This window comes from Corynebacterium accolens, assembly GCF_023520795.1.
Taxonomy (GTDB): domain Bacteria; phylum Actinomycetota; class Actinomycetes; order Mycobacteriales; family Mycobacteriaceae; genus Corynebacterium; species Corynebacterium accolens.
The window spans coordinates 262,086-283,321 of record NZ_CP046605.1 but is presented as its reverse complement, the minus strand read 5'-3'; the positions used below and the strand labels follow the sequence as shown (position 1 = coordinate 283,321).

Sequence of the window (21,236 nt, the reverse complement as noted above, 5' to 3'; positions counted from 1 at the left end):
ACGGGCGGTAGGGTGCAATTATGACATTGCTTCCTACCGCCTTTGCGTCGCATACTGATCCTTATACCGGCGTGGACTTCAACCTTGGTTTTGAAGTCACCACCACGACTTGAACTACCGCGTGGAGCCTAACCCGCTGCAGGGCGAGGCCATTTTGAGCGTGCGCGCGGTGGAGGAACTGACCTCCTTAACCTTAGATCTTGGCGGGGGCGATGGTGGCGCGGCGCGTGACCGCCAAGCACGCGCCCTGCGGGTTCCGCCAATCTTCTGGGAAGCTGCGCGTTTTGCCTCCGAAATCCCTGCCGGAACCGAGTTTGAGCTGCATTCGCTACGGCGGCAGCCCGCGCCCCATCCGCACCACACAGGGGTGGTTGAGGAAAGGAGAATCCGGCTCGTTGGTGGCCAGCCAGCCCAATGGCGCGCCCAGCTGGTTCCGTGCGATGACACGCCTTCTGAAAAGGCGACGTATGACATCATCATCACCGCCGATAGCCCTTTACCGTTATTTCCAATGGCGAATTGGTCTCCCCAAGGCCGGCGGTTCCACCACTCGGTGGCACTACCGCACGCGCCACCCCATGGCCACATACCTGCAGCGGTACAGGTAGGCGAGTTTTCTTCTTATTCGCTGGGGGCTAATACCCAGGCGGCGTGCCTGGCGTTCTTGCGCGAGCGCGTACGCGAAGAGTTTTCCCGGCAGCAGGAGATGGTGGATTTCTTCTCCTCTATCTACGGGCCTATCCGTTCCCCGCCTATCAGGTCATCATTACCGAGGATGAGCTGGAGATTCCCTCGAGGCCCAAGGCTTGTCCATTTTCGGTTCCAACCATGTGAAGGGCGATCACGCCTTCGAGCGGCTCATCGCGCGAGCTTTCCCACCAGTGGTTTGGCAATTCCGTTGGCCTTTCTGCGTGGAAGGATATTTGGCTCAATGAGGGTTTGCCTGGCAGGTGGTTGTGGGGTGAGCACGGGGTGCGTCCTCCGCGCGCGAGGCGGCGCGCTCGCATTACAGTTCTGATGCGCAAGCGCCAACATCAAGGTTTCTGATCCTGGCGCGCGCGATATGTTCGATGACCGCGTGTACAAGCGCGGGGCCCTCGCGGTACGCCATTCACCGGCTGCTTGGCGATGCCTTCTTCCCCACCCTCACCTCCTACCACCCAGCATCAGCACTCCGTGGTCGAGCCCGCAGATCTCCTCTCCTCGTCCTTCCGGGAGGCTGCGCCGGACGCCGCCCCTCGATGCCACCGTTGCCGCATGGCTCGATGAAACAGCGTTGCCTAAGTTTCCGGATTAGTGGTTTTCCGGGCGCTGTTTGGCGGGGTTGCTTGCGTTGGTTGCGGCTGGGCCCGTTTGGTTGGGAATGTACAGTCTATTGACCAATTCCCTTTCTTGCGGTTGCGCTGGTGTTTTATGACATAGAATAGAACATGAAAGCGAAACAGGAAGGAGGAGGAACCATGGAAACTGCCAAGCATACGGAAATCAATACAGCCATTTCTGATGTGGCTGCCTTACGCGCCTGCGCAACCTTATGCAGAATCCGGACGATCTCTCCTTCGAATTGCTCCACCCCAATTTCGAACACTTAGAGCGGGCGCTGGGCTATAAATCCACTATCGATGCCGCCTTTGCCTTTATTGCAGAGCGCGATGATGCCGGCAGGCGGGTCGGCTCTTCTAAGGCTGGGACTACTTAGTCGCCCGCCTTGGCCTCAGAGTCTGAGGCCGCCGCCCGCCTGCGCAACGGCAAGAACCTCTTTGCACCCATTGAGGATCCTGAACCGCCAGCAGACGACGAGGCAGATGCGGCCGCGCAAAAGCCGAGGAGGAAGCGCGCCGCCGCGCCGATCGTGAGCGCCAGGCGGAAGAACAGCGCAAACTACTTCGAGGAAGACCCCATCCCGAACGCGTCCTCAACCTCATCGAACGGGGCGCGCCTCAATAAGTTCGCGGTCCCTGGGCCGCGGGAGCTGCAATAAGGCCTTGGAAGAGGCCAAGCGCCGCTCTCTTATGAATCTCTGCGATTGGCTGCGTCAGGCCATCCGCAAGGCGAATAAGCATGCCGTCGATCCTCCGGGGGGCGCGATCCACACGCGGTTACCCGCAAGCGCCGCTTCAGCATTTCTAACCAAGATGCAGACGGTGGCGTGCACATCTCCGGCTACCTCGATGCCTCCGCCGCCGCGCTCCTAGCCAGTGCCTTCGCCCCTGCCAAGAATAAAGGCAGCGAGCCTGAGCCCCGAAGACGATACCGCACCTATGCTGCCAGCGCATGGCGGATCAGTTGACCGCGGCACTAGGCAGCTATTTGTCCGCGGGCCAAAAGAAATCGGATGGCCTCGCTCCTTCTTCGTCGCCACCACTCTGGAAGAATACAAGCGATGAGCAGCGATACCCGCTTCACCACAAGCGCGGGAATCGATCTATCTCCGCTCGATCTTCTCCGCTTGGGCGCTGCGCAGCACGACTTTCTGCGCCGTCGATGACAAGGGCTTCCGCTCGAGCTCGGTCGCACCAAGCGCACCGCTTCGCTATGGCAAAATAGCGCTCGCTGCCGGGAAATCGTGTGCACCCACGGACTGCAACCGGCCATGAGACTGCGATGTCCACCACCTGCAGGCGTGGTCCACGGGGAACTACGGACCTCCGGAACCTCCACCCTGCTCTGCCCGCCGGCACCACGTGGACAATAACGAAGATTGACCATGGCCGCAGTCTTGGCCGCGGGCTCTTAACGTACCGCGAGCTTGCAGGACCTGTTGTCGAATCTTGTCATCGTAGACCCGTCGCGGGTTCAGCGGTGCCGTGCTGTCGGGCACGATGCCAGCCCGCCCGCGTTCGGCGATACGTGCTTTGATGTTGTAGTACGTCTGCTTCGATACGCCGATGTTCTTGCAGAACTGCTGGACCGTGATGCCCTCACGGATGGGGTCGAAATCCGCTATCTTCTTGCGGAGAGTAATGGGAATTGCCATCCCCACATTGTCAAGAAGCCAGAGTCCAAAAGTCGTTAGACATCCTGTCCATAAACTTCCTGGACTCCGCGTCAAAACCAACTGGACTCGCGTCCAAAAGTCAATGGACTCGAGTCCAAAAAGTCACCAGACATCACACCCGCAAAAATATCTCGATCCAGCCTCGTTAGTCCTATGAGCTCCTGACGCGTGTCATCAAAGATCCGCTTTTCTTTACACAAGCTCAAGCATCTGGTGGGCTGGTTCACCCGGCCTCGAAGAGATATCGAGGAAGTACAGTCGAAAATGACGGTCCTCGCCATTCCCACCAGTTCCCCACCCTTTCAACTCGCCTAACCATGGCGGGTTCAGAATTTCATTGAGAACCCTCGTGCCCGATGGCTCCACCAATGCAACGTCATCTTCGGGCGCCACGCTCACTCCAACGCAGCAAAAGTTGTTGCATCTCGAGAAAAGCATCTTTATTGATACCTTCAAGCTTCTGGAACTCATCCAACGCCCCTGCAGAAACTCCCAACGCGTCAACCCATCGTCCGCATTAACTGCCGGCAGATACACGTGAGGCATCTCCGGAAACTCGAAATCATCCACTAGTTCCTCCTGAACTCCCTACGCAGGTATGCCCTTCAAATCTCACCTTCCCGTGACAAGCGCCAGCCGTGCTACACAGCGGTATCTTTATTCATGTTTTCTCCTGGCTCCCGGCACACGTCGACGAGTGCGATGTTGTCAATACTTTCGACAGTACGCGATTACACTAAATCATGACCTCCCGCGTCGAGCTCCCTCATTGATTTCCCCACTGTGAAAGGCCTTCATGCCGCACGGTGATGCCACCGCCACCCGCCTGCCGATTCTCTGGCGGGTAGTTCTACCTGCAATCTTGGGTGCCATCGGACTGTTCTATTCCTCTCAGGCGCCGGCTGGTTCGGGAGGTTTCTACGCCGCCACATTCTTCACCGCCGCCATCTGGCTGGGCACATGGTGTTTGTGGGTCGACCGGTCATGCTTCCACGGCCACACACTCAAGGAGCTAGCCCTCGGCGCCGTCATCGGCATTGGGCTTATCGCCTTGTTCATCGTTGGCGCGCTCATGGTCCGCCTCGTCCCCTTTTTGGCGGCCCTGATAAACGATCTACTTGAAGTGCCCCGAGTTTTGTTCCTAGGCATTTGCCTTGTTTTCCATTATTGCCTGTGGCAAGTTCTGCTTCCAAAACTCGGTTTCCACCTCGACCGGGGTTCGGTATCCCAAGCTTTGGTGGAGCCTAGTCTCGTTCCACCATGACACCCACTCGAACGTCGCGATTTCTACCTCTACAACGTCATCCCACCTGCGGGTATGGACTAGCTCGTTCTTATGAGGGGCCGTTAACGTTTTCAGCCAGAGCATTATCATAGGAGTCACCAACACTTCCGGTGGAAGCTGTAATGCCGTGCCGGGTAAGTCGCTCGTTGTAGACAACGCTGACGTACTGCGAGCCGTGATCCGAATGGTGAATGAGACCTGTTGTTTCCTCAGCACTCACAATCGCTTGGTTGAGTGCTTGCAGCGGCAAAGCTTCGGTCCGCATCGAATCTGACAGCGCCCACCCGACGATCCGCCGGGAGTAGACGTCGGTGACAAACGCGGTGTAGACGAATCCTTTTCGTGTCCGTACATAGGTAATGTCAGCCACCCACAGCTTATTCGGTCCTTGAGCTTTAAATTCACGCTCGACCAAATCCGGGCGCAAATCAGGCACGTTAGCTTTTCGGGTTGTAATCGGTGATCCGCCTTTGCCTTTGCCAGAAACGCCAGCTAGGCGCATCAGTCGGGCGGTTTGTTCACGACCGATATCGATTCCTTCACGGCGAAGAGCATGCCACATTTTCCGCACACCGTAGACACCATAATTATCCCGATGAACAGCACTAATGCGTTCAACCAACGCAGCATCACGAAGTCGACGAGCACTTAACCCGCGAGCCTTGGACTGGCGATACCCACGCGAGGTGATAAACCCACCAGCCCGGTTATTTTTCAACGTCTTGCAGATGAACTCGGGCAGTGAAACGATTCCGGTTTTCATCGATGAACCGGATCATTTCTTAACGTTTCGGGTCGAGTTCCGACGCGAAAAAGCTGACGCGGCCTTCAACAACTCATTAGTATCGCGTAGCTGGTGATTTTCACGACGTAGCCTCGCGTTTTCGGCAGCCACATCTTCAGGCACAGGTTCTGGGGTTCTTCCTGCACGGCGAGCAGGCTTAAGTCCATTGACGAGCTGTGTGCCATGAAACCCCCAGCTTTGGGCCTACTGCCTGGCACGCGGGGCGCATCGACATATTTTCCGCCAAGATGCGGTCCTTCCACGAGACGGACCACACGGTCCTTCGCATCCTGGTCAAATTTTTCGGCATGTTCCAGATTTTCCCATCTACTCAAACGGAACAAAACCTGGGACACTTCAACACCGCGGAACTGAGATTCGCCTACGACCTTGCCGGGCATACAGGTAGCACTCTTGCCGGTGCACCCCGCGGACGAACGCTCGGCGCTGCGCTGGTACAGATCAAAGTGCGACTGCGGCATTGATGGGAACAATTGCTGTTCCAGTCAAGAAAGGAATGAACGTTATAAATTTACGTCTATTCCTGATTAGAAAAGTTCCAACGTCGGTAGAGCGCGTTGAATAGTCTCGCTGCAGAAAAGAACACGATAAAAAGGAAAACCGAAGACAAGCAGAAGATTAAAATTGCTTCCACTAAGGTTCCCTGCTCGCTCTGGAGCGATATAATGGTCACCACGATAGCTCCTAAGAGAGACGCGGTGATTACTTGCTAAAGAGGCCAAGCCCCATTTTTCATCAGTAGCCTACTCAGCTCTTAAGTTATCTGATTCCACCTAATCATAAGCGCTAATACGGCGTTACGAATGGGGTCTTTGCAGCGTTTGCGACGGGCTTGAGTTCAGAGGGTCGTTGCAACATGCCCCGAACTGGGCCATTGGCATCCGTTGTCGACGTGCCTAGGTCATCAATCAGTTTCGCGATTTCTGGGTTAGCAAGCAGCTTCTTTTCAATCGCATCAATCTTGGCCTTATCAGCCGGATCTCGTCTCGCCATAGTAGTCATTCTGGTCCATCTCCTCATGCGGGTTAGGTACCCACACACAAACCATTAGACACTCTCTCCAAGTAGGTTGCAGGGTCGATAGAATGTGGTGCAGCGGTCATCGTCATATGCCGTTCGGTGAGATGTGGTTGTTGAGTCGAAAGTTTCCGACGGTGACCGCCCTACTATTTTCGGGCCCACCATCAGCAAGCGTTACACCACACTAAGGGACGCAACCGCTGGATATCAGGTGTCCACCAAACTGGGGTCAGGTCCAAATGAGATGTTCTATGGGCCTAAATGGCGACATCATGAGGAATTAGAAAAAGCGATTCATAACTATGTCGACTTCTAAAACGAACGAAGAATCAAGCTTGAGTTCGGCAGATTAAGCATCAATCAACGCCGACGCAAGCTGCTACTCTAAATATTCCTAAAAATGTCCGCATCCCCTCTTGCTACTTAACCCCTATCTGCTTCAAATACAAGCAACCCCCGCCTCCTGCAGAGCTTATATGCGGTAGAGGCGGGGGTTGTGTAGAGTCAGTACAGAAACTGAGACGTTGCCTGAACTAGGCGTGCGCCTTAGTTAACTCGGCCGGTTTCCTTGCGGTACTGGCGGTAGTAGCGGCGTCCATAGTGGATGGTGCCGGCGGCTGCGATGGCCACCACAACCAAGGAAATGACGCCGATGGCGATGGTCAGGCCGTAGTTGCCTTCACCTGCGGTGCCCAGCGGGGTGTCCCACACGCCGAGGCCCCAGATGAGGATGCCGGCTGCTGGCAGGCAAGACAGGATCAAGCCCATGCCGACCCACGTGGAGGTGCGGAGAAGGGAAGAGTGAGGAGCTGCGAAGGATACTGGGTCGTAGCCTTCGATGTAGTTGTCCTGAATCTTGCCGGAGAACTCCGGATACGTTTCGCTCTGGTAGTCAGCAACTACGTGGGTGTTATCGCTCATGGCGGAGTCTTTCTGTCTTTCTCTCGTTCCTAGTATTCCTACGGAATAACTCTAGCTTAGTCGTCCTTGCCACGGAAAGCAGCACGTGCACGTTCGCGGGTAACGGCAGATACTGCGGTCAGTGGGACGCCAGCCGGGCAGACATCGGCACACTCACCGTAGAGGGAGCAGTGGCCGAAGTTGGATTCCAAATCAGCAACCATGTTGCGGGCACGGCTGCCGCGCTCTTCCTTACCCAGCGGCATCATGGACAAGTGAACCAGCTTGGCGCCGGTGAACAGGTGTGCCGCACCGTTCGGGCAGGCAGCAACGCAGGCACCGCAACCAATGCAAGCGGCGTGGTCCAGCGAGTACTCGGCGGTCTCGTGGTTGATGTGCATGGTATCGGCATCCGGTGCGGTGCCGGCATCCATGGATACGTAACCGCCCTGCTCCATCACGTGGTCCAGTGCGGAGCGGTCAACCACCATGTCCTTAATGACGGGGTACGCAGCGGAGCGGAAGGGCTCCAGCTGGATGGTGTCGCCATCGTTGAAGTTGAACAGGCGCTGCTGGCAGGCAGGGGTGTTCTGGCCCGGGCCGTGTGGGCGACCGTTGACGGTCAAACCACAGGTACCGCAGATGCCCTCGCGGCAGTCAGAAGCGAAAGCGAACGGTTCTTCGCCGCGCTCAACATAGCCTTCGTTGACGTGGTCCAATAGCTCCAGAATGGACATCTGCTCGGAGGCATCATCCACCTGGACGGTTTCGAATTTACCTTCCTGGGTGGGTCCGGCTTGACGCCAGATCTCAAGTGTCAATTTCATTACTTGTAGTTCCTTGTCATCAGCGGGATCGAGTCAAAGTACAGGGGTTCTGCGTGGCGGATGAACTCGTTCTTGTTCGCGCCCGGCTCCCAGGCGGAAACGAAGCACCAGTTTTCGTCGTCACGCTCGGCTTCGCCTTCTTCAGAAAGGTGATCTTCGCGGAAGTGAGCGCCGCAAGACTCATCGCGGTCAAGGGCGTCGATGCACATGAGCTCACCCAGGTCCAGGTAATCGGCAACGCGCAGGCCGTATTCCAGGACTTGGTTCATGTCATTCGCCTCACCAGGGATGCGGACGTTCTTCCAGAAGTCATCGCGCAGGGCACGGATCTTCTCGATGGTGTCCTTCAGGTCCTCGACGTTACGGGACACACCGCAGCCGAAGTACAGCAGGTCACCCAGCTGGCGGTGGTAGTGGGACGGACCGTGCGGGTCATCGCCGTGAACCTGCATCAGCTTGTCGATGCGCTCCTGGGACTTCTGCACGGCTTCTTGTGCCTCAGCGGAGTCCTCGGCCAGCTTGTCCTCGTTGAGGTGGTCAGCCAAGTAGTTCGGGATGGTAAACGGCAGGGTGAACCAGCCGTCAACAGAAGCCGAAAGCAGGGAGTTCGCGCCCAGGCGGTTAGCACCGTGGTAGGTCCAAGAGCACTCACCGGCGGCGAAGAGGCCGTCAATAGAGGTCATCTCGTTGAAGTCGGTCCACAGGCCGCCCATGGTGAAGTGGCAGGTAGGAGCGATGCGCATGGGGGTCTCGTACGCGGACTCACCAATGGCCTCTTCATACATCTGAATGAGGTTGGAGTAACGCTCGCGGATCTTATCCTTGCCCAGACGCTCGATGGCGTCGCGGAAGTCAAGGTAGACCGAGTTCTTCAGCGGTCCAACGCCCAGGCCCTTGTTGATCTGCTGGGAAATTGCACGGGAGGCAACGTCACGGGGAACCAGGTTGCCGAAGGCCGGGTAGCGGCGCTCCAAGAAGTAGTCGCGCTCTTCCTCCGGAATGGTGTTCGGGTCGCGGTCGTCGCCCTCTTCCTTGGGCGACCAGATGCGGCCATCGTTACGCAGGGACTCCGACATCAAAATGGTCTTGGATTGCCAGTCAGAGTTGACCGGCAGGCCCGTCGGGTGGAACTGCACGAACGCCGGGGAAGCCAGATAAGCGCCCTTGTCATAAGCGCGCATCATGGCGCTGGCGTTGGAGTTCTTCGCCAGGGTGGACATGTGGTAAACGTTGCCGTAACCACCGGTACCCAGGATGACGGCGTGGCCGGTGAAGGCCTTGAGCTCACCGGTAATCAGGTTGCGGGTGACAATGCCGCCCGCGCGCTTCTTGCCGTTGTCCTCATAGGTGATGATGTCCTGCATATCGTTGTGGGCAAAAAGCTCCACATTGCCCAGCCCGATCTGACGGTACAGTGCAGAGGTCGTGGACAGCTGCAGCTGCTGACCTGTTTGACCACGGGTGTAGTAGGTACGGGAGACCTGCACACCACCGAAGGAACGGGTGGCCAGGGTGCCGCCGTACTCACGGGCGAACGGGGCGCCGATGGCGTTCATGTGGTCGATAACACGAACGGACTCGTTGGCCAGGCGCCAGCAGTCAGACTCGCGGCAGCGGTAGTCGCCGCCCTTTACGGTGTCCTTGGTGTGGCGGTAAGCGGAGTCATTATCCACCTTCTTGGCACGGGAGGCGTTGACACCACCCTGCGCAGCAATAGAGTGCGCGCGGCGCGGGGAGTCGTGGTAGGTAAAGACCTTAACGCCGTAGCCCAATTCACCAAGGGCTGCCGCAGCAGCGCCCGCGGACAAGCCGGTACCTACGACGAGGACCTCAAACTTGCGGCGGTTCAGTGGGGAGACCAGGTTCATGTGGTCAACGTGGTGAGCCCACATATCCTTCATCGGCACGCCGTGCGGTTCCTGGGATTCCAGGATATTACCAGCGGAGACGCCCTCAACGATGGACTTTGGGTGCGAGAAGTTGGGGTGTTCACGCTTGAGTTCAGTAGTAGTCATGGGTTCCTATCTCCTTTAGCTGACCAAGCCCAGGGCAACGGACAAAGGCATAACGATGTTGCCGATGCATACAACGGCCGGGATGATGTAGGCCAAGACCAAGAAGGTCTGACGCCATTTGGCACCGGTGATACCCAGGTCAGATGCGGCGAGGCGAATGCCGTGGGTCAGGTGCAGGAAGAGGCAGCACATTGCCAGCACGTAGAAGATGGTGACCGGCCAACGGCTAAAGGTTTCGATCATATTGGCCTTGACAGAGCCTTCAACGAAGCCCTCTGGGGCCATCGGCTGTACGCCCATGGTGAGGTCCAGCAGGTGGAAGATGATGAAGAGCAGCAGCACGACACCGGTTACCAGCATGGACTTGGTGGCGAAGGAATCCAGGCCACCCATCAGGTTGGTGCGCTTGAACTTGCCGCGGGATGCCTTGGAGCGGGAAGCCAAGGTAAAGGCACCGTAGATGTGGGCAAGGATTGCCACGATCAGCACGATGCGGATGATCCACAGGGCAGAGCCATGCGGCAACAGCGGTTCACCCATAGAGCGCAGGAACTCGCCGTACTCATCCAGGGCGGGCTCACCGTTGTGTGCCGGCATGTACAGCTTCAGGTTGCCGGCCATGTGGCCGACGACGAAAAGCGCAAAGAGCAAACCGGTAACGGCCATGATGAGCTTCAGTACCCACGATGGCGTTCCGGGCTGCTGACGAATTGGTTCATTAGTGATGTGGCCGTGAGCGATTGCCTCACGGTCCGGATTTCTTAAAGTCATGACACCTCCATAGTCGTACTTACCTTAACTGGGCTTAACCGCTGGTTACTAGTTATTTTCGAGCGGCCAATTGCTCCTGGTTCGCAAGCGCGACTAGGCGGTGAGATCTTTTAGGTAAGGGTATCCTGAGAACAAGAATGCGAAAACGCTGTTACCTTGGGTACCTTCATTTCCGCAATGCAGATGTTTCATATTTGTAGCCCAAATTGTGAGCTTCGCCACTCCATGTTGCGCAAGTGATTAACCCACCCCTTTATGTGTCAAACTTTCGCATGAAACCCCACAAACAGCGTGTCCAGGTAGCGAAGAGTCTTCACAAAATTTTCGCCATAAAGATGCACAGCCGCGCTCGCTACTAGTAACCTTTGGCGCATGAGTAAGACGTATGTGGGATCTCGCCTTCGCCAGCTTCGCCGCGAACGCGATCTCAGCCAAGCCTCCCTAGCTGGCACCCTCGGCCTTTCCGCCAGTTACGTCAACCAGATTGAGCACGATGTCCGCCCGCTCACCGTGCCGGTGCTGCTGCGCATTACCGAGGTCTTTGGCGTCGACGCCACGTTTTTCTCCCGCGATGATGACTCCCGTCTCCTCGCGGAGATCCAGGACGTCATCCAAGACAAGGAGCTCTGCCCCTCCCCGGTGGAGCTTCAGGAGCTATCGGAGCTGGTATATAACCACCCCACCGTCGCCCGCACGCTTGTCGATGTACACCGCCGCTACCGCAACGTGCGCGATAAGCTCTCGCTGGCCACGGATACGAGGCGGACATCGGAAAGCGCAGCTGCCCTATCCATGCCGCACGATGAGGTGCGCGACTTCTTCTATGCCCGGCAAAATTACCTGGACGGGCTGGACCATCACGCGGAGGAGCTTGCCGGTGACCTCGGCGTTTCCGGATTCGGCATTCGCAATACCGAACAGGCGCTGGCGAACCGGCTGCGCGAGAAGCACGGCGTAGAAATCGAGCTCACGGCGCAGATGGATGGCACGCTGCACCGCTTTGACCGCGAGAGCGGGCAGTTCACGCTTGCCTCGCGCTTGAGCGAGGGCCAACGCGCCTTCCGCATGGCCGCCGAGCTCGGCCTGCTCGAGGCCCAGGAGCAAATCTCCGCGCTCGTGGCCGATGAACCCTTTACCTCTGATTCCTCCCGCAGCCTGGCGCAACGCGGCTTGGCCAGCTACTTTGCAGCCGCCACGCTCATGCCCTATGCCATGATGCACAGCGAGGCCGAGCGCGCCGGCTACGATGTGGAGTATCTGTGCCAGGTCTTCGGCGTGGGATACGAGACAGTCGCCTCCCGGCTTTCCACCCTGCAGCGCGATAACTTGCGCGGCGTTCCGTTTACCTTCGTGCGCGTGGATCGCGCCGGCAATATGTCCAAGCGGCAATCCGCCACCGGCGTGCACTTTTCCAATAATGGCGGCACCTGCCCGCTCTGGAATGTCTATGAGACCTTCACCCGCCCGGGGGTCATCTCGCGTCAGCTGGCGCAGATGCCTGATGGGCGCAACTACCTGTGGATTTCCCGCGCCGTGCAGCACCACCAAGGGCGCTACGGCGATACCAATAAGCTCTTCGCCATTGGCCTGGGCTGCGAGGCCCGCCACGCCGATCGCACGGTCTATGCGGAGGGCCTCGACCTCACCAATCTCCACGCTGCTACGCCCATCGGTCCTGGCTGCCGTACTTGCGCGCGTGAGAACTGCTCGCAGCGCGCTTTCCCGCCCATCAACGAGGCGATCGATATCGATATTCACCGCTCGGCGGTCGCGCCTTACTAGCTGGGCTTTTTAGCCGCACACAGAAAAACGGCACCGCGGTCCTCCTTTCTGGAGAACGCCGCGGTGCCGTTATGCGGTATAGGGGAGGCTTGTTTAGAGGTTGATCATGTGGCCGCTGATACCCTCAGCGGCTTCCTTCATGGCCTCAGACAAGGTCGGGTGGGTGTGTACGTTGCGGCCGATTTCCTCAGTGGTCAGGTCGAAACGCTGCGCCAAGGTCAGCTCAGGCAAGAGCTCCGAAACGTTGGAGCCCACCATGTGTCCGCCGATGAGCTCGCCGAATTCGCCGTCAGCAATAAGCTTGACAAAGCCGGCGGTCTCATTCAGGCCAGCGGCCTTACCGTTTGCGGAGAACGGGAAGGTAGCAACCTTGATGTCCTTATCCGGGAACTTCTCCTTGGCTGCCTCTTCGGTGTAGCCAAAGGAAGCGACCTGCGGGTTGCAGAAGGTAGCGCGCGGCATGTTGTTGTAGTCACCCAAGAGCTGAGTTTCTGCATCAGCAATGGTTTCTGCCGCTACAACGCCCTGTGCCTCTGCCACGTGTGCGAGCTGCAGCTTCGCGGTGACGTCACCGATGGCATAAATGTGGTCAACGTTGGTGCGCATGCGGTCATCGATGTCGATGGCACCGCGCTCAGTCAGCTCAACGCCGGTGTTCTCAAGGCCAAAGCCCTCAACGCGCGGGGCGAAGCCGATGGAGATCATGGCGCGATCCACGGTCAGGGTGTCCTGCTTGGAGCCGTCCTTGGATTCGACCTCAACGGTGACATCGTCGCCGTTGTCCTTCACAGAGGTGGTCTTGTAACCGGTCAGGAGCTTCACGCCGAGCTTCTTGTACTGCTTGGCAATCTCCTTGGATACGTCCTTGTCCTCATTCGGCAGGACGCGGTCCATGAACTCCACGATAGTGACGTCCACACCGTAATTGGCTAGCACATAAGCAAACTCCATGCCGATGGCGCCGGCGCCCACAATGACCATGGACTTCGGTGCTTCCTCGTTCAGGATCTGCTCTTCATAGGAGACGATATTGCCGCCCAGCTCAACGCCAGGCAGGGACTTGACCACGGAGCCGGTGGCGATGATGCAGTCATCGAAGGTAACGGTCTTACCTTCATCATCGCCCTCAGTAATCTCAATGGTCTTATCGTCCTTGAAGGAACCCAGACCGTTGATCTCGGTGATCTTGTTCTTCTTCATCAGGTAGTGAACGCCCTTGACGATGCCCGAAGAAACCTTGCGGGAACGCTTGTGGGCTACACCGAAATCAAAGGAAACATCGCCGGAGATGCCAAAAGCCTTCGCCTCGTGGTTGAAGGTGTGGGCTACCTCTGCATTCTTCAGCAGCGACTTGGAGGGAATACAGCCTACGTTGAGGCAGACTCCGCCCCAGTACTGCTTTTCAATAACAGCGACTTTCTTTCCAAGCTGAGCTGCGCGGATGGCGGCAACGTAGCCGCCAGGGCCCGCACCGAGTACTACTACGTCATAATGTTCGTTAGTCACGCCCTACAGGATACGTAACTTTGTCCTCATTGTCGCGTAATTGGTCACACTTGGGGGCACCCCACCCCATACGGCGGTGAGAAGAAGGAAAGGGCCCTGCGAAGGGAGGCATCGGCAAGCAGCAGATGCACCCCCGCAGGGCCCTTGAGGCTTCGCAGGTTTAGATCAGGTGAAGGGAAACCAGCAGCTTGGAGTAGGCCTCCAACGCGGAGTGGATGAAGGGGCCGAGGAATTCGTTGATGGAAACGAGGACGGTATCGAAAACGTTCATTGAGGTTCTTTCTTTTGTTGGAGCGCACGTGCACAATCGCACTGCTTAGCTTTTCATACTAAAAGCACTAACGCAGCCATTTCTGCTGGCGTTACAGCTGCGCCGCGATTTCTTAGGAGATTATGACACACAAACCTCAATTGTCACAGTGTTTGTTATCATTAACAAAGGTACAGGCGTATAGAGCGCCGCTTACCCCCGCTCATGTCCCAAATCGACCTAGGTCTTTACCGGCGGGCATTTATTGGGCACTATAAATGGCGATATCTGTATGTCTAAACACTGAATATACTTCCTTAATATGCCAATTTTTCGCGGCCGAAGTATAGTTATCGAGTCCACTCCCTACAGGAAAGAAGCACCATGAAGCGTCTCAATTCTGTCCTCGCGGCAGCTGCGGTTTGCACGGGCTTGGCTTATGCCCCCGTGGCAGGCGCGGCCGAGCTGACCCCGCAGCAGGTGGCGGGCGATGCCGCACAGTCCACGATTTCCCCGCTGGAGCCTACCCCGGAAATCGAGGGTAAGTCCTGGTACAAGAAGTACAAGGATGATGCGCGCGTTGAAAAGCTCGAGGCAACCTCGCCGGCGATGAACGGCCGGAAGATTCCTTTGGCCGTCGTCCGCGCCCAGCATGAAAACCGCCCGACCGTGTACCTGCTCAACGGTGCAGGCGGCGCGGAACAGGACATGGATTGGCTGAAGCTTTCTGATGCCGTTGACTTCTACCACTCGAAGGACGTCAACGTCGTTGTCCCACAGGCCGGCGCTTTCTCCTACTACACCGACTGGATCTCTGAGCCGAATTCGGGCTTCCTGCAGGGACCACAAAAGTGGGAGACCTTCTTGACCAAGGAGCTGCCGGGGGCCATCGAGAAGCACATCAATGCCGATAACCACCGCGCCATCGCGGGCATGTCCATGTCCGCCACCTCCTCCCTGTTGCTGGCACAGCACAACCAGGGCTTCTACGACGCCGTTGGTTCCTTTGCAGGTTGCGCGGCTACCGCGTACCCCATCGAGCGCCAGGGCGTAGAGCTGACCGTTGGCCGCGGCGGCGGCAGCGTGGACCAGATGTGGGGCCCGCTGGGTTCTCCCACCAACCGCTATAACGACGCCATGATGAATGCCGAGAAGCTGCACGGCACCGAGCTGTACGTGTCCTCCGGCTCTGGTCTGGCTAGCGAGGAAGACACGTTCTCCTACATCCAGTCCAAGGGCTACAACCCGCTCCAGGCAGCGCAGGGCTCCGCTACCCTGCAGGTTGAAGGCGGCGCCATCGAGGCCGGTGTGAACTACTGCACCCACAACTTCAAGGCCAAGCTTGACCAGGCTGGCGTGCCCGCCACCTTTAACTTCCGCAATACCGGAACCCACTCGTGGCCGCACTGGAACCAGGATCTGAAGGATTCCTGGCCAGTATTCGAGCGGGGCTTCAATAGCTAAATTTAGGCTGCGCGCAACGGGCGGTAGGGTGCAATTATGACATTGCTTCCTACCGCCTTTTCGCGTGCGCATACTGATCCTTATACCGGCGTGGACTTCAACCTTGGTTTTGAAGTCACCCACTACACGCTGGACTTGAACTACCGCGTGGAGCCTAACCTGCTGCAGGGCGAGGCCATTTTGAGCGTGCGCGCGGTGGAGGAACTGACCTCCTTAACCTTAGATCTTGGCGGGGCGATGGTGGCGCGGCGCGTGACCGCCAAGCACGCGCCCCGGGTGGCCAAGTTCCGCCAATCTTCTGGGAAGCTGCGCTTGCGTTTTGCCTCCGAAATCCCTGCCGGAACCGAGTTTGAGCTGCACATTCGCTACGGCGGCAGCCCGCGCCCCATCCGCACCACATGGGGTGAAATTGGCTGGGAGGAAACCGAATCCGGCTCGTTGGTGGCCAGCCAGCCCAATGGCGCGCCCAGCTGGTTCCCGTGCGATGACACGCCTTCTGAAAAGGCGACGTATGACATCATCATCACCGCCGATAGCCCCTTTACCGTTATTTCCAATGGCGAATTGGTCTCCCGCAAGGCCGGCGGTTCCACCACTCGGTGGCACTACCGCACGCGCCACCCCATGGCCACATACCTGGCAACGGTACAGGTAGGCGAGTTTTCTTCGTATTCGCTGGGGGCTAATACCCAGGCGTGGGCCCCGGCGTTCTTGCGCGAGCGCGTACGCGAAGAGTTTTCCCGGCAGCAGGAGATGGTGGATTTCTTCTCCTCTATCTACGGGCCTTATCCGTTCCCCGCCTATCAGGTCATCATTACCGAGGATGAGCTGGAGATTCCCCTCGAGGCCCAAGGCTTGTCCATTTTCGGTTCCAACCATGTGAAGGGCGATCACGCCTTCGAGCGGCTCATCGCGCACGAGCTTTCCCACCAGTGGTTTGGCAATTCCGTTGGCCTTTCTGCGTGGAAGGATATTTGGCTCAATGAGGGTTTTGCCTGCTACAGCGAGTGGTTGTGGGGTGAGCACAAGGGTGCGTCCTCCGCGCGCGAGGCGGCGCGCTCGCATTACCAAGTTCTGATGCGCAAGCGCCAAGACATCAAGGTTTCTGATCCCGGCGCGCGCGATATGTTCGATGACCGCGTGTACAAGCGCGGGGCCCTCGCGGTACACGCCATTCACCGGCTGCTTGGCGATGCCTTCTTCCCCACCCTCACCTCCTACCTCACCCAGCATCAGCACTCCGTGGTCGAGCCCGCAGATCTCCTCTCGTCCTTCCGGGAGGCTGCGCCGGACGCCGCCCTTTTCGATGCCACCGTTGCCGCATGGCTCGATGAAACAGCGTTGCCTAAGTTTCCGGATTAGTGGTTTTCGGGCGCTGTTTGGCGGGGGTTGCTTGCGTTTGGTTGCGGCTGGGCCCGTTTGGTTGGGGAATGTACAGTCTATTGACCAATTCCTTTCTTGCGGTTGCGCTGGTGTTTTATTGACATAGAATAGAACATGAAAGCGAAACAGGAAGGAGGAGGAACCATGGAAACTGCCAAGCATACGGAAATCAATACAGCCATTTCTGATGTGGCTGCGGGGCTTACGCGCCTGCGCAACCTTATGCAGAATCCGGACGATCTCTCCTTCGAATTGCTCCACCCCAATTTCGAACACTTAGAGCGGGCGCTGGGCTATAAATCCACTATCGATGCCGCCTTTGCCTTTATTGCAGAGCGCGATGATGCCGGCAGGCGGGTCGGCTCTTCTAAGGCTAAGGACTACTTAGTCGCCCGCCTTGGCCTCACAGAGTCTGAGGCCGCCGCCCGCCTGCGCAACGGCAAGAACCTCTTTGCACCCATTGAGGATCCTGAACCTACTCCCCCGCCAGCAGACGACGAGGCAGATGCGGCCGCGCAAAAGAAAGCCGAGGAGGAAGCGCGCCGCCGCGCCGATCGTGAGCGCCAGGCGGAAGAACAGCGCCGCAAGAAGCTCTTCGAGGAAGACCCCATCCCGGAACGCGTCCTCAACCTCATCGAACGGGAGCTGCGCAACCTCAATAAGTTCGCGGTCCCTGGGCCGCGGGAGCTGCGCAATAAGGCCTTGGAAGAGGCCAAGCGCCGCTCTTATGAATCTCTGCGCGATTGGCTGCGTCAGGCCATCCGCAAGGCGAATAAGCATGCCGTCGATCCCTCCGGGAAGCGCGATCCACACGCGGCTACCCGCAAGCGCCGCTTCAGCATTTCTAACCAAGATGCAGACGGTGGCGTGCACATCTCCGGCTACCTCGATGCCTCCGCCGCCGCGCTCCTAGCCAGTGCCTTCGCCCCTGCCAAGAATAAAGGCAGCGAGAGCCTGAGCCCCGAAGACGATACCCGCACCTATGCCCAGCGCATGGCGGATCAGTTGACCGCGGCACTAGGCAGCTATTTGTCCGCGGGCCAAAAGAAATCGGATGGCCTCGGCTCCTTCTTCGTCGCCACCACTCTGGAAGAGCTACAAGCGATGAGCAGCGATACCCGCTTCACCACAAGCGCGGGAATCGATCTATCTCCGCTCGATCTTCTCCGCTTGGGCGCTGCGCAGCACGACTTTTTCTGCGCCGTCGATGACAAGGGCTTCCCGCTCGAGCTCGGTCGCACCAAGCGCACCGCTTCGCTATGGCAAAAGCTAGCGCTCGCTGCCGGGGAAATCGTGTGCACCCACCCGGACTGCAACCGGCCATGGCAAGACTGCGATGTCCACCACCTGCAGGCGTGGTCCCACGGGGGAGCTACAGACCTCCGGAACCTCACCCTGCTCTGCCGCCGGCACCACGTGGACAATAACGATAACCGCGATGGCGGCAATGGCATGGGGCATGCGGAAAGAGACCCAGAAACGGGCCGAGTGGGCTACCGCTCAGCGCATACCGGCGGGCTTTCACCCTCGGTGGAGCTCAATGACTCCCCTGCGGCAGAGCAAGCCCCGGCGCGCAAGCTCGCCGACCCGCCTGCTCAGCCTCATGAACCGGTGGATTCACCACCCAGTTCCCCGGGCGATTCGCCGCAGCCTTCGGCTCCGGACTCACCACCTTCTCCGCCGCCTCCCGGCGCAGCGTGAGCATGCCCTACCACCCACTCTCTACCGTGCCTTCAGGCCGTACGATCATGTCGTGCGGCCTAGAAGTGCGTGTACAAGCGTTTTGGGGCTGTCCACGCGCAGCGCTTGTACGGACTGCCCTACACTGGAGACTCATGCACACCATGCTCGTTACTGGCGGCGCCGGCTTCATCGGTGCCAATTTCGTGCGCCTCATGGCCAAGGTTCGCCCAGATACCCGCATCACCGTCTTAGATAAGCTGACCTATGCCGGCAACCGGGATAACCTTGCGGGGCTCGATGTGGAATTAGTGGAGGGCGATATCGCGGATGCTACGGTGGTGAATCCGCTCGTCGCTAAGGCGGATATCGTAGTGCACTTCGCCGCCGAGTCCCATAATGATAATTCCCTGCGGGATCCCTCCCCGTTTATCCACACCAATGTGGTGGGCACCTATACCCTTCTAGAGGCGTGCCGGACATACGATGTCCGCTTTCACCACGTTTCTACCGATGAGGTCTTCGGGGACTTAGAAATTGGGGCGGATACCAACTTCACGGAGGATACCGCCTATGCGCCCTCCAGCCCTTATTCGGCCACCAAGGCGAGCTCCGATCACCTCGTGCGGGCATGGGTCCGATCCTTTGGCCTGCGCGCCACCATTTCTAATTGCTCAAATAATTACGGGCCTTACCAACACATCGAAAAATTCATCCCGCGCCAAATCACCAATATCCTCTCCGGGCATACCCCCAAGCTCTACGGCACGGGCGAGCAGGTTCGTGACTGGATCCACGTCGACGATCACAACGCGGCGGTGCTAAAAATCATCGAAGAGGGGCGGATTGGTGAAACGTATAATATCGGCGCTGACCAGCCGGACATCGATAATAAGCGCATCATCGAGATAATCTGCGAAATCATGGGACATACCCAGGGAGGTCGAGCCCTGTACGAGCACGTGGCGGACCGCCCCGGCCATGACCAGCGCTATGCCATGGACGCTACCAAGCTGCGCCGCGAATTGGATTGGCGGCCCCGCTTTACCGATATCCGGGCGGGCTTGGAAAATACCATCGCCTGGTACCGCGATAACGAAACGTGGTGGCGCTCCCAAAAGGAATCTGTAGAAGCCCGCTATAAAGAGCAAGGACAGTAATTATGCAGGTACACAACACCGCCATTGAAGGCCTACGCATCATCGAGCTGGACGTGCACGGGGATAACCGTGGCTGGTTCAAGGAAAACTGGCAGCGCGAAAAGCTTGGTGAGGTCGCACCAGAGTTGGCTTCGTTCCAGCCGGTGCAAAATAATATTTCTTATAACCGCACTGGTGCCACGCGCGGGCTGCACGCCGAGCCTTGGGACAAGCTCGTCTCCGTCGCGAACGGCAAGATCTTTGGCGCTTGGTGCGATCTGCGGGAAGGCTCCGCAACTTTCGGCGAAATCGTCACCCATGAAGTGGGGCCAGAGACCGCCGTATTTGTGCCCCGCGGGGTTGCCAATGGTTTTCAAGCGCTCGAGGAGACTTCCTACTCCTACCTGGTCAACGAGCACTGGTCCCCCGAGGCGCGCTATACCGGAATCAACCTCGACGCCGTGGAGTGGCCCCTCGAACCGCGCGAGGTATCAGAAAAGGACAAGCACCTGCCTGCGCTTGCCGACGTCACCCCCATGCCTCCCCGCAAAATCCTCGTTACCGGTGCGAATGGCCAGCTCGGCCGGGCGCTGAAGCGGGTTCTTAAGAATGCCGAGTTCTGCACCCATGCGGAGTTCGACATCACCAATCCCCCGCAGCGCCAGTGGAAGCAATACGAGGCCATCATCAACTGCGCCGCCTACAACGACGTCAATGGCGCCGAGGACGATCGCGCCGCCGCTTGGGCCGTCAACGCCGAGGCGCCGGCCAAGCTCGCCCACATCGCTGCCGAAAACCAGCTGACCTTCGTGCACGTATCCAGCGACTACATTTTCGATGGTTCTAAGGAGCTGCATACCGAAGACGAGATTCCCTCGCCCCTTTCCGCCTACGGAGCGTCGAAGGCCGCGGGCGAAACCGCCGCGCAAACCGCGCCGCAACATTATGTCGTGCGCACCTCGTGGGTGTTTGGCGATGGCCCAAACTTCATCGCCACCATGCGCCGCCTCGCCGAAGCCGATAAAGAGCCGAAGGTCATTCATGACCAGCGCGGGCGACCCACCTTTGCCGAGGATTTGGCGAAGGGCATCGCGCATCTCTTGCGCACCCGGCCCGAGTACGGAATCTATAATATTTCCAATTCTGGCGATACCGTCGGGCGCGATGAAATGGCGATGTCCGTATTCATCGGCTTGGGCCATGACCCATCAGAGGTCACGCCGGTAAGCACCGAACAGTATCGGGAAATCGCTGGCCCCGAAGCACCACGGCCCAAAGAATCGACGCTTGCCCTAGACAAAATCGAGGCCACGGGCTTTTCCCCGCAGAATTGGCGGGCCGCCCTCGCCTTGTACCTCGCGCTGTACCCTAGCGTTCCTGGCGAGCCCAGCAAGGCCAGCGAGGAGTAGCG

18 protein-coding genes and 3 pseudogenes are annotated in these 21,236 nt (G+C 58.3%); 9 read left to right on the top strand and 12 right to left on the bottom strand.

Going from position 1 to position 21,236, the window contains the following annotated elements; all coding sequences use genetic code 11:
• Window positions 1–193 precede the first annotated feature (193 nt).
• A complete protein-coding gene (locus CACC_RS11605; protein WP_283939275.1) occupies window positions 194–325 on the bottom strand; it encodes a hypothetical protein in 132 nt (43 codons plus the stop codon).
• Window positions 326–840: 515 nt separating this feature from the next.
• On the opposite strand from CACC_RS11605, the gene CACC_RS11700 reads away from it, so the two are divergent.
• From CACC_RS11700 to CACC_RS01350, 3 genes are all read left to right on the top strand, one after another.
• Window positions 841–1,047 (top strand): M1 family aminopeptidase, encoded by a 207-nt coding sequence (locus CACC_RS11700; protein ID WP_430733304.1) that lies wholly within the window; start codon window positions 841–843, stop codon window positions 1,045–1,047.
• Window positions 1,048–1,534: 487 nt separating this feature from the next.
• The gene (locus CACC_RS01355) at window positions 1,535–1,699 is read left to right on the top strand and encodes a hypothetical protein (RefSeq protein ID WP_249852956.1); all 165 of its coding nucleotides are present in this window, start codon (window positions 1,535–1,537) and stop codon (window positions 1,697–1,699) included.
• Window positions 1,700–1,708: 9 nt separating this feature from the next.
• The gene (locus CACC_RS01350; protein ID WP_249852955.1) at window positions 1,709–1,981 is read left to right on the top strand and encodes a hypothetical protein; all 273 of its coding nucleotides are present in this window, start codon (window positions 1,709–1,711) and stop codon (window positions 1,979–1,981) included.
• Window positions 1,982–2,696: 715 nt separating this feature from the next.
• Here the strand turns inward: CACC_RS01350 and CACC_RS01345 are convergent.
• The 10 genes and pseudogenes from CACC_RS01345 to CACC_RS01300 all read right to left on the bottom strand — a co-directional run.
• Window positions 2,697–2,977: pseudogene (locus CACC_RS01345) on the bottom strand (transposase); the annotation flags it as partial.
• A gap of 213 nt (window positions 2,978–3,190) precedes the next feature.
• Entirely contained in the window at window positions 3,191–3,568 is a 378-nt protein-coding gene (locus CACC_RS01340) for a hypothetical protein (RefSeq protein WP_249852953.1), read from the bottom strand.
• Between the two features lie 571 nt (window positions 3,569–4,139).
• Window positions 4,140–4,367 carry an integrase core domain-containing protein gene (locus CACC_RS11785; RefSeq protein WP_302526375.1) on the bottom strand — a complete coding sequence of 76 codons (228 nt, stop codon included), beginning with the start codon at window positions 4,365–4,367 and terminating at the stop codon, window positions 4,140–4,142.
• Entirely contained in the window at window positions 4,333–5,046 is a 714-nt protein-coding gene (locus CACC_RS01330; RefSeq protein ID WP_005280357.1) for an IS3 family transposase, read from the bottom strand. The genes CACC_RS11785 and CACC_RS01330 overlap by 35 nt, the downstream gene beginning before the upstream one ends.
• A gap of 178 nt (window positions 5,047–5,224) precedes the next feature.
• A pseudogene (locus CACC_RS01325) lies at window positions 5,225–5,423 on the bottom strand (hypothetical protein).
• 514 nt (window positions 5,424–5,937) lie between these two features.
• Window positions 5,938–6,081: pseudogene (locus CACC_RS01320) on the bottom strand (IS256 family transposase); the annotation flags it as partial.
• Window positions 6,082–6,654: 573 nt separating this feature from the next.
• A complete protein-coding gene (locus CACC_RS01315) occupies window positions 6,655–7,029 on the bottom strand; it encodes a hypothetical protein (RefSeq protein ID WP_005276566.1) in 375 nt (124 codons plus the stop codon).
• A gap of 56 nt (window positions 7,030–7,085) precedes the next feature.
• Window positions 7,086–7,835 (bottom strand): succinate dehydrogenase/fumarate reductase iron-sulfur subunit, encoded by a 750-nt coding sequence (locus tag CACC_RS01310; RefSeq protein ID WP_005276565.1) that lies wholly within the window; start codon window positions 7,833–7,835, stop codon window positions 7,086–7,088.
• Window positions 7,835–9,850: a fumarate reductase/succinate dehydrogenase flavoprotein subunit gene (locus CACC_RS01305; protein ID WP_005276564.1), complete on the bottom strand. Its 2,016-nt coding sequence runs from the start codon at window positions 9,848–9,850 to the stop codon at window positions 7,835–7,837. The genes CACC_RS01310 and CACC_RS01305 overlap by 1 nt, the downstream gene beginning before the upstream one ends.
• 15 nt (window positions 9,851–9,865) lie before the next feature.
• On the bottom strand, window positions 9,866–10,621 hold the full coding sequence (locus CACC_RS01300; protein WP_005276563.1) for a succinate dehydrogenase cytochrome b subunit: 756 nt from the start codon (window positions 10,619–10,621) through the stop codon (window positions 9,866–9,868).
• 372 nt (window positions 10,622–10,993) lie between these two features.
• On the opposite strand from CACC_RS01300, the gene ramB reads away from it, so the two are divergent.
• Window positions 10,994–12,403: an acetate metabolism transcriptional regulator RamB gene (ramB, locus tag CACC_RS01295; protein WP_005276562.1), complete on the top strand. Its 1,410-nt coding sequence runs from the start codon at window positions 10,994–10,996 to the stop codon at window positions 12,401–12,403.
• 93 nt (window positions 12,404–12,496) lie between these two features.
• On the opposite strand, the gene lpdA is transcribed toward ramB, so the two are convergent.
• Window positions 12,497–13,909: a dihydrolipoyl dehydrogenase gene (gene lpdA / locus CACC_RS01290; protein ID WP_005276561.1), complete on the bottom strand. Its 1,413-nt coding sequence runs from the start codon at window positions 13,907–13,909 to the stop codon at window positions 12,497–12,499.
• Between the two features lie 634 nt (window positions 13,910–14,543).
• Here lpdA and CACC_RS01285 point away from each other — a divergent pair.
• The 5 genes from CACC_RS01285 (at window position 14,544) to rfbD (ending at window position 21,234) form a co-directional block, all read left to right on the top strand.
• Window positions 14,544–15,623, top strand: a complete 1,080-nt coding sequence (locus CACC_RS01285) for an alpha/beta hydrolase (protein ID WP_005276560.1) — start codon at window positions 14,544–14,546, stop codon at window positions 15,621–15,623.
• Window positions 15,624–15,659: 36 nt separating this feature from the next.
• The gene (locus CACC_RS01280) at window positions 15,660–16,985 is read left to right on the top strand and encodes a M1 family metallopeptidase (protein ID WP_005276558.1); all 1,326 of its coding nucleotides are present in this window, start codon (window positions 15,660–15,662) and stop codon (window positions 16,983–16,985) included.
• A gap of 165 nt (window positions 16,986–17,150) precedes the next feature.
• Window positions 17,151–18,707, top strand: coding sequence for an HNH endonuclease signature motif containing protein (locus CACC_RS01275; RefSeq protein WP_035108265.1), 1,557 nt, complete (start codon window positions 17,151–17,153; stop codon window positions 18,705–18,707).
• 134 nt (window positions 18,708–18,841) lie between these two features.
• The gene (gene rfbB / locus CACC_RS01270) at window positions 18,842–19,846 is read left to right on the top strand and encodes a dTDP-glucose 4,6-dehydratase (protein ID WP_005276554.1); all 1,005 of its coding nucleotides are present in this window, start codon (window positions 18,842–18,844) and stop codon (window positions 19,844–19,846) included.
• 2 nt (window positions 19,847–19,848) lie between these two features.
• Window positions 19,849–21,234, top strand: coding sequence for a dTDP-4-dehydrorhamnose reductase (gene rfbD, locus CACC_RS01265; RefSeq protein WP_005276550.1), 1,386 nt, complete (start codon window positions 19,849–19,851; stop codon window positions 21,232–21,234).
• Window positions 21,235–21,236 lie beyond the last annotated feature (2 nt).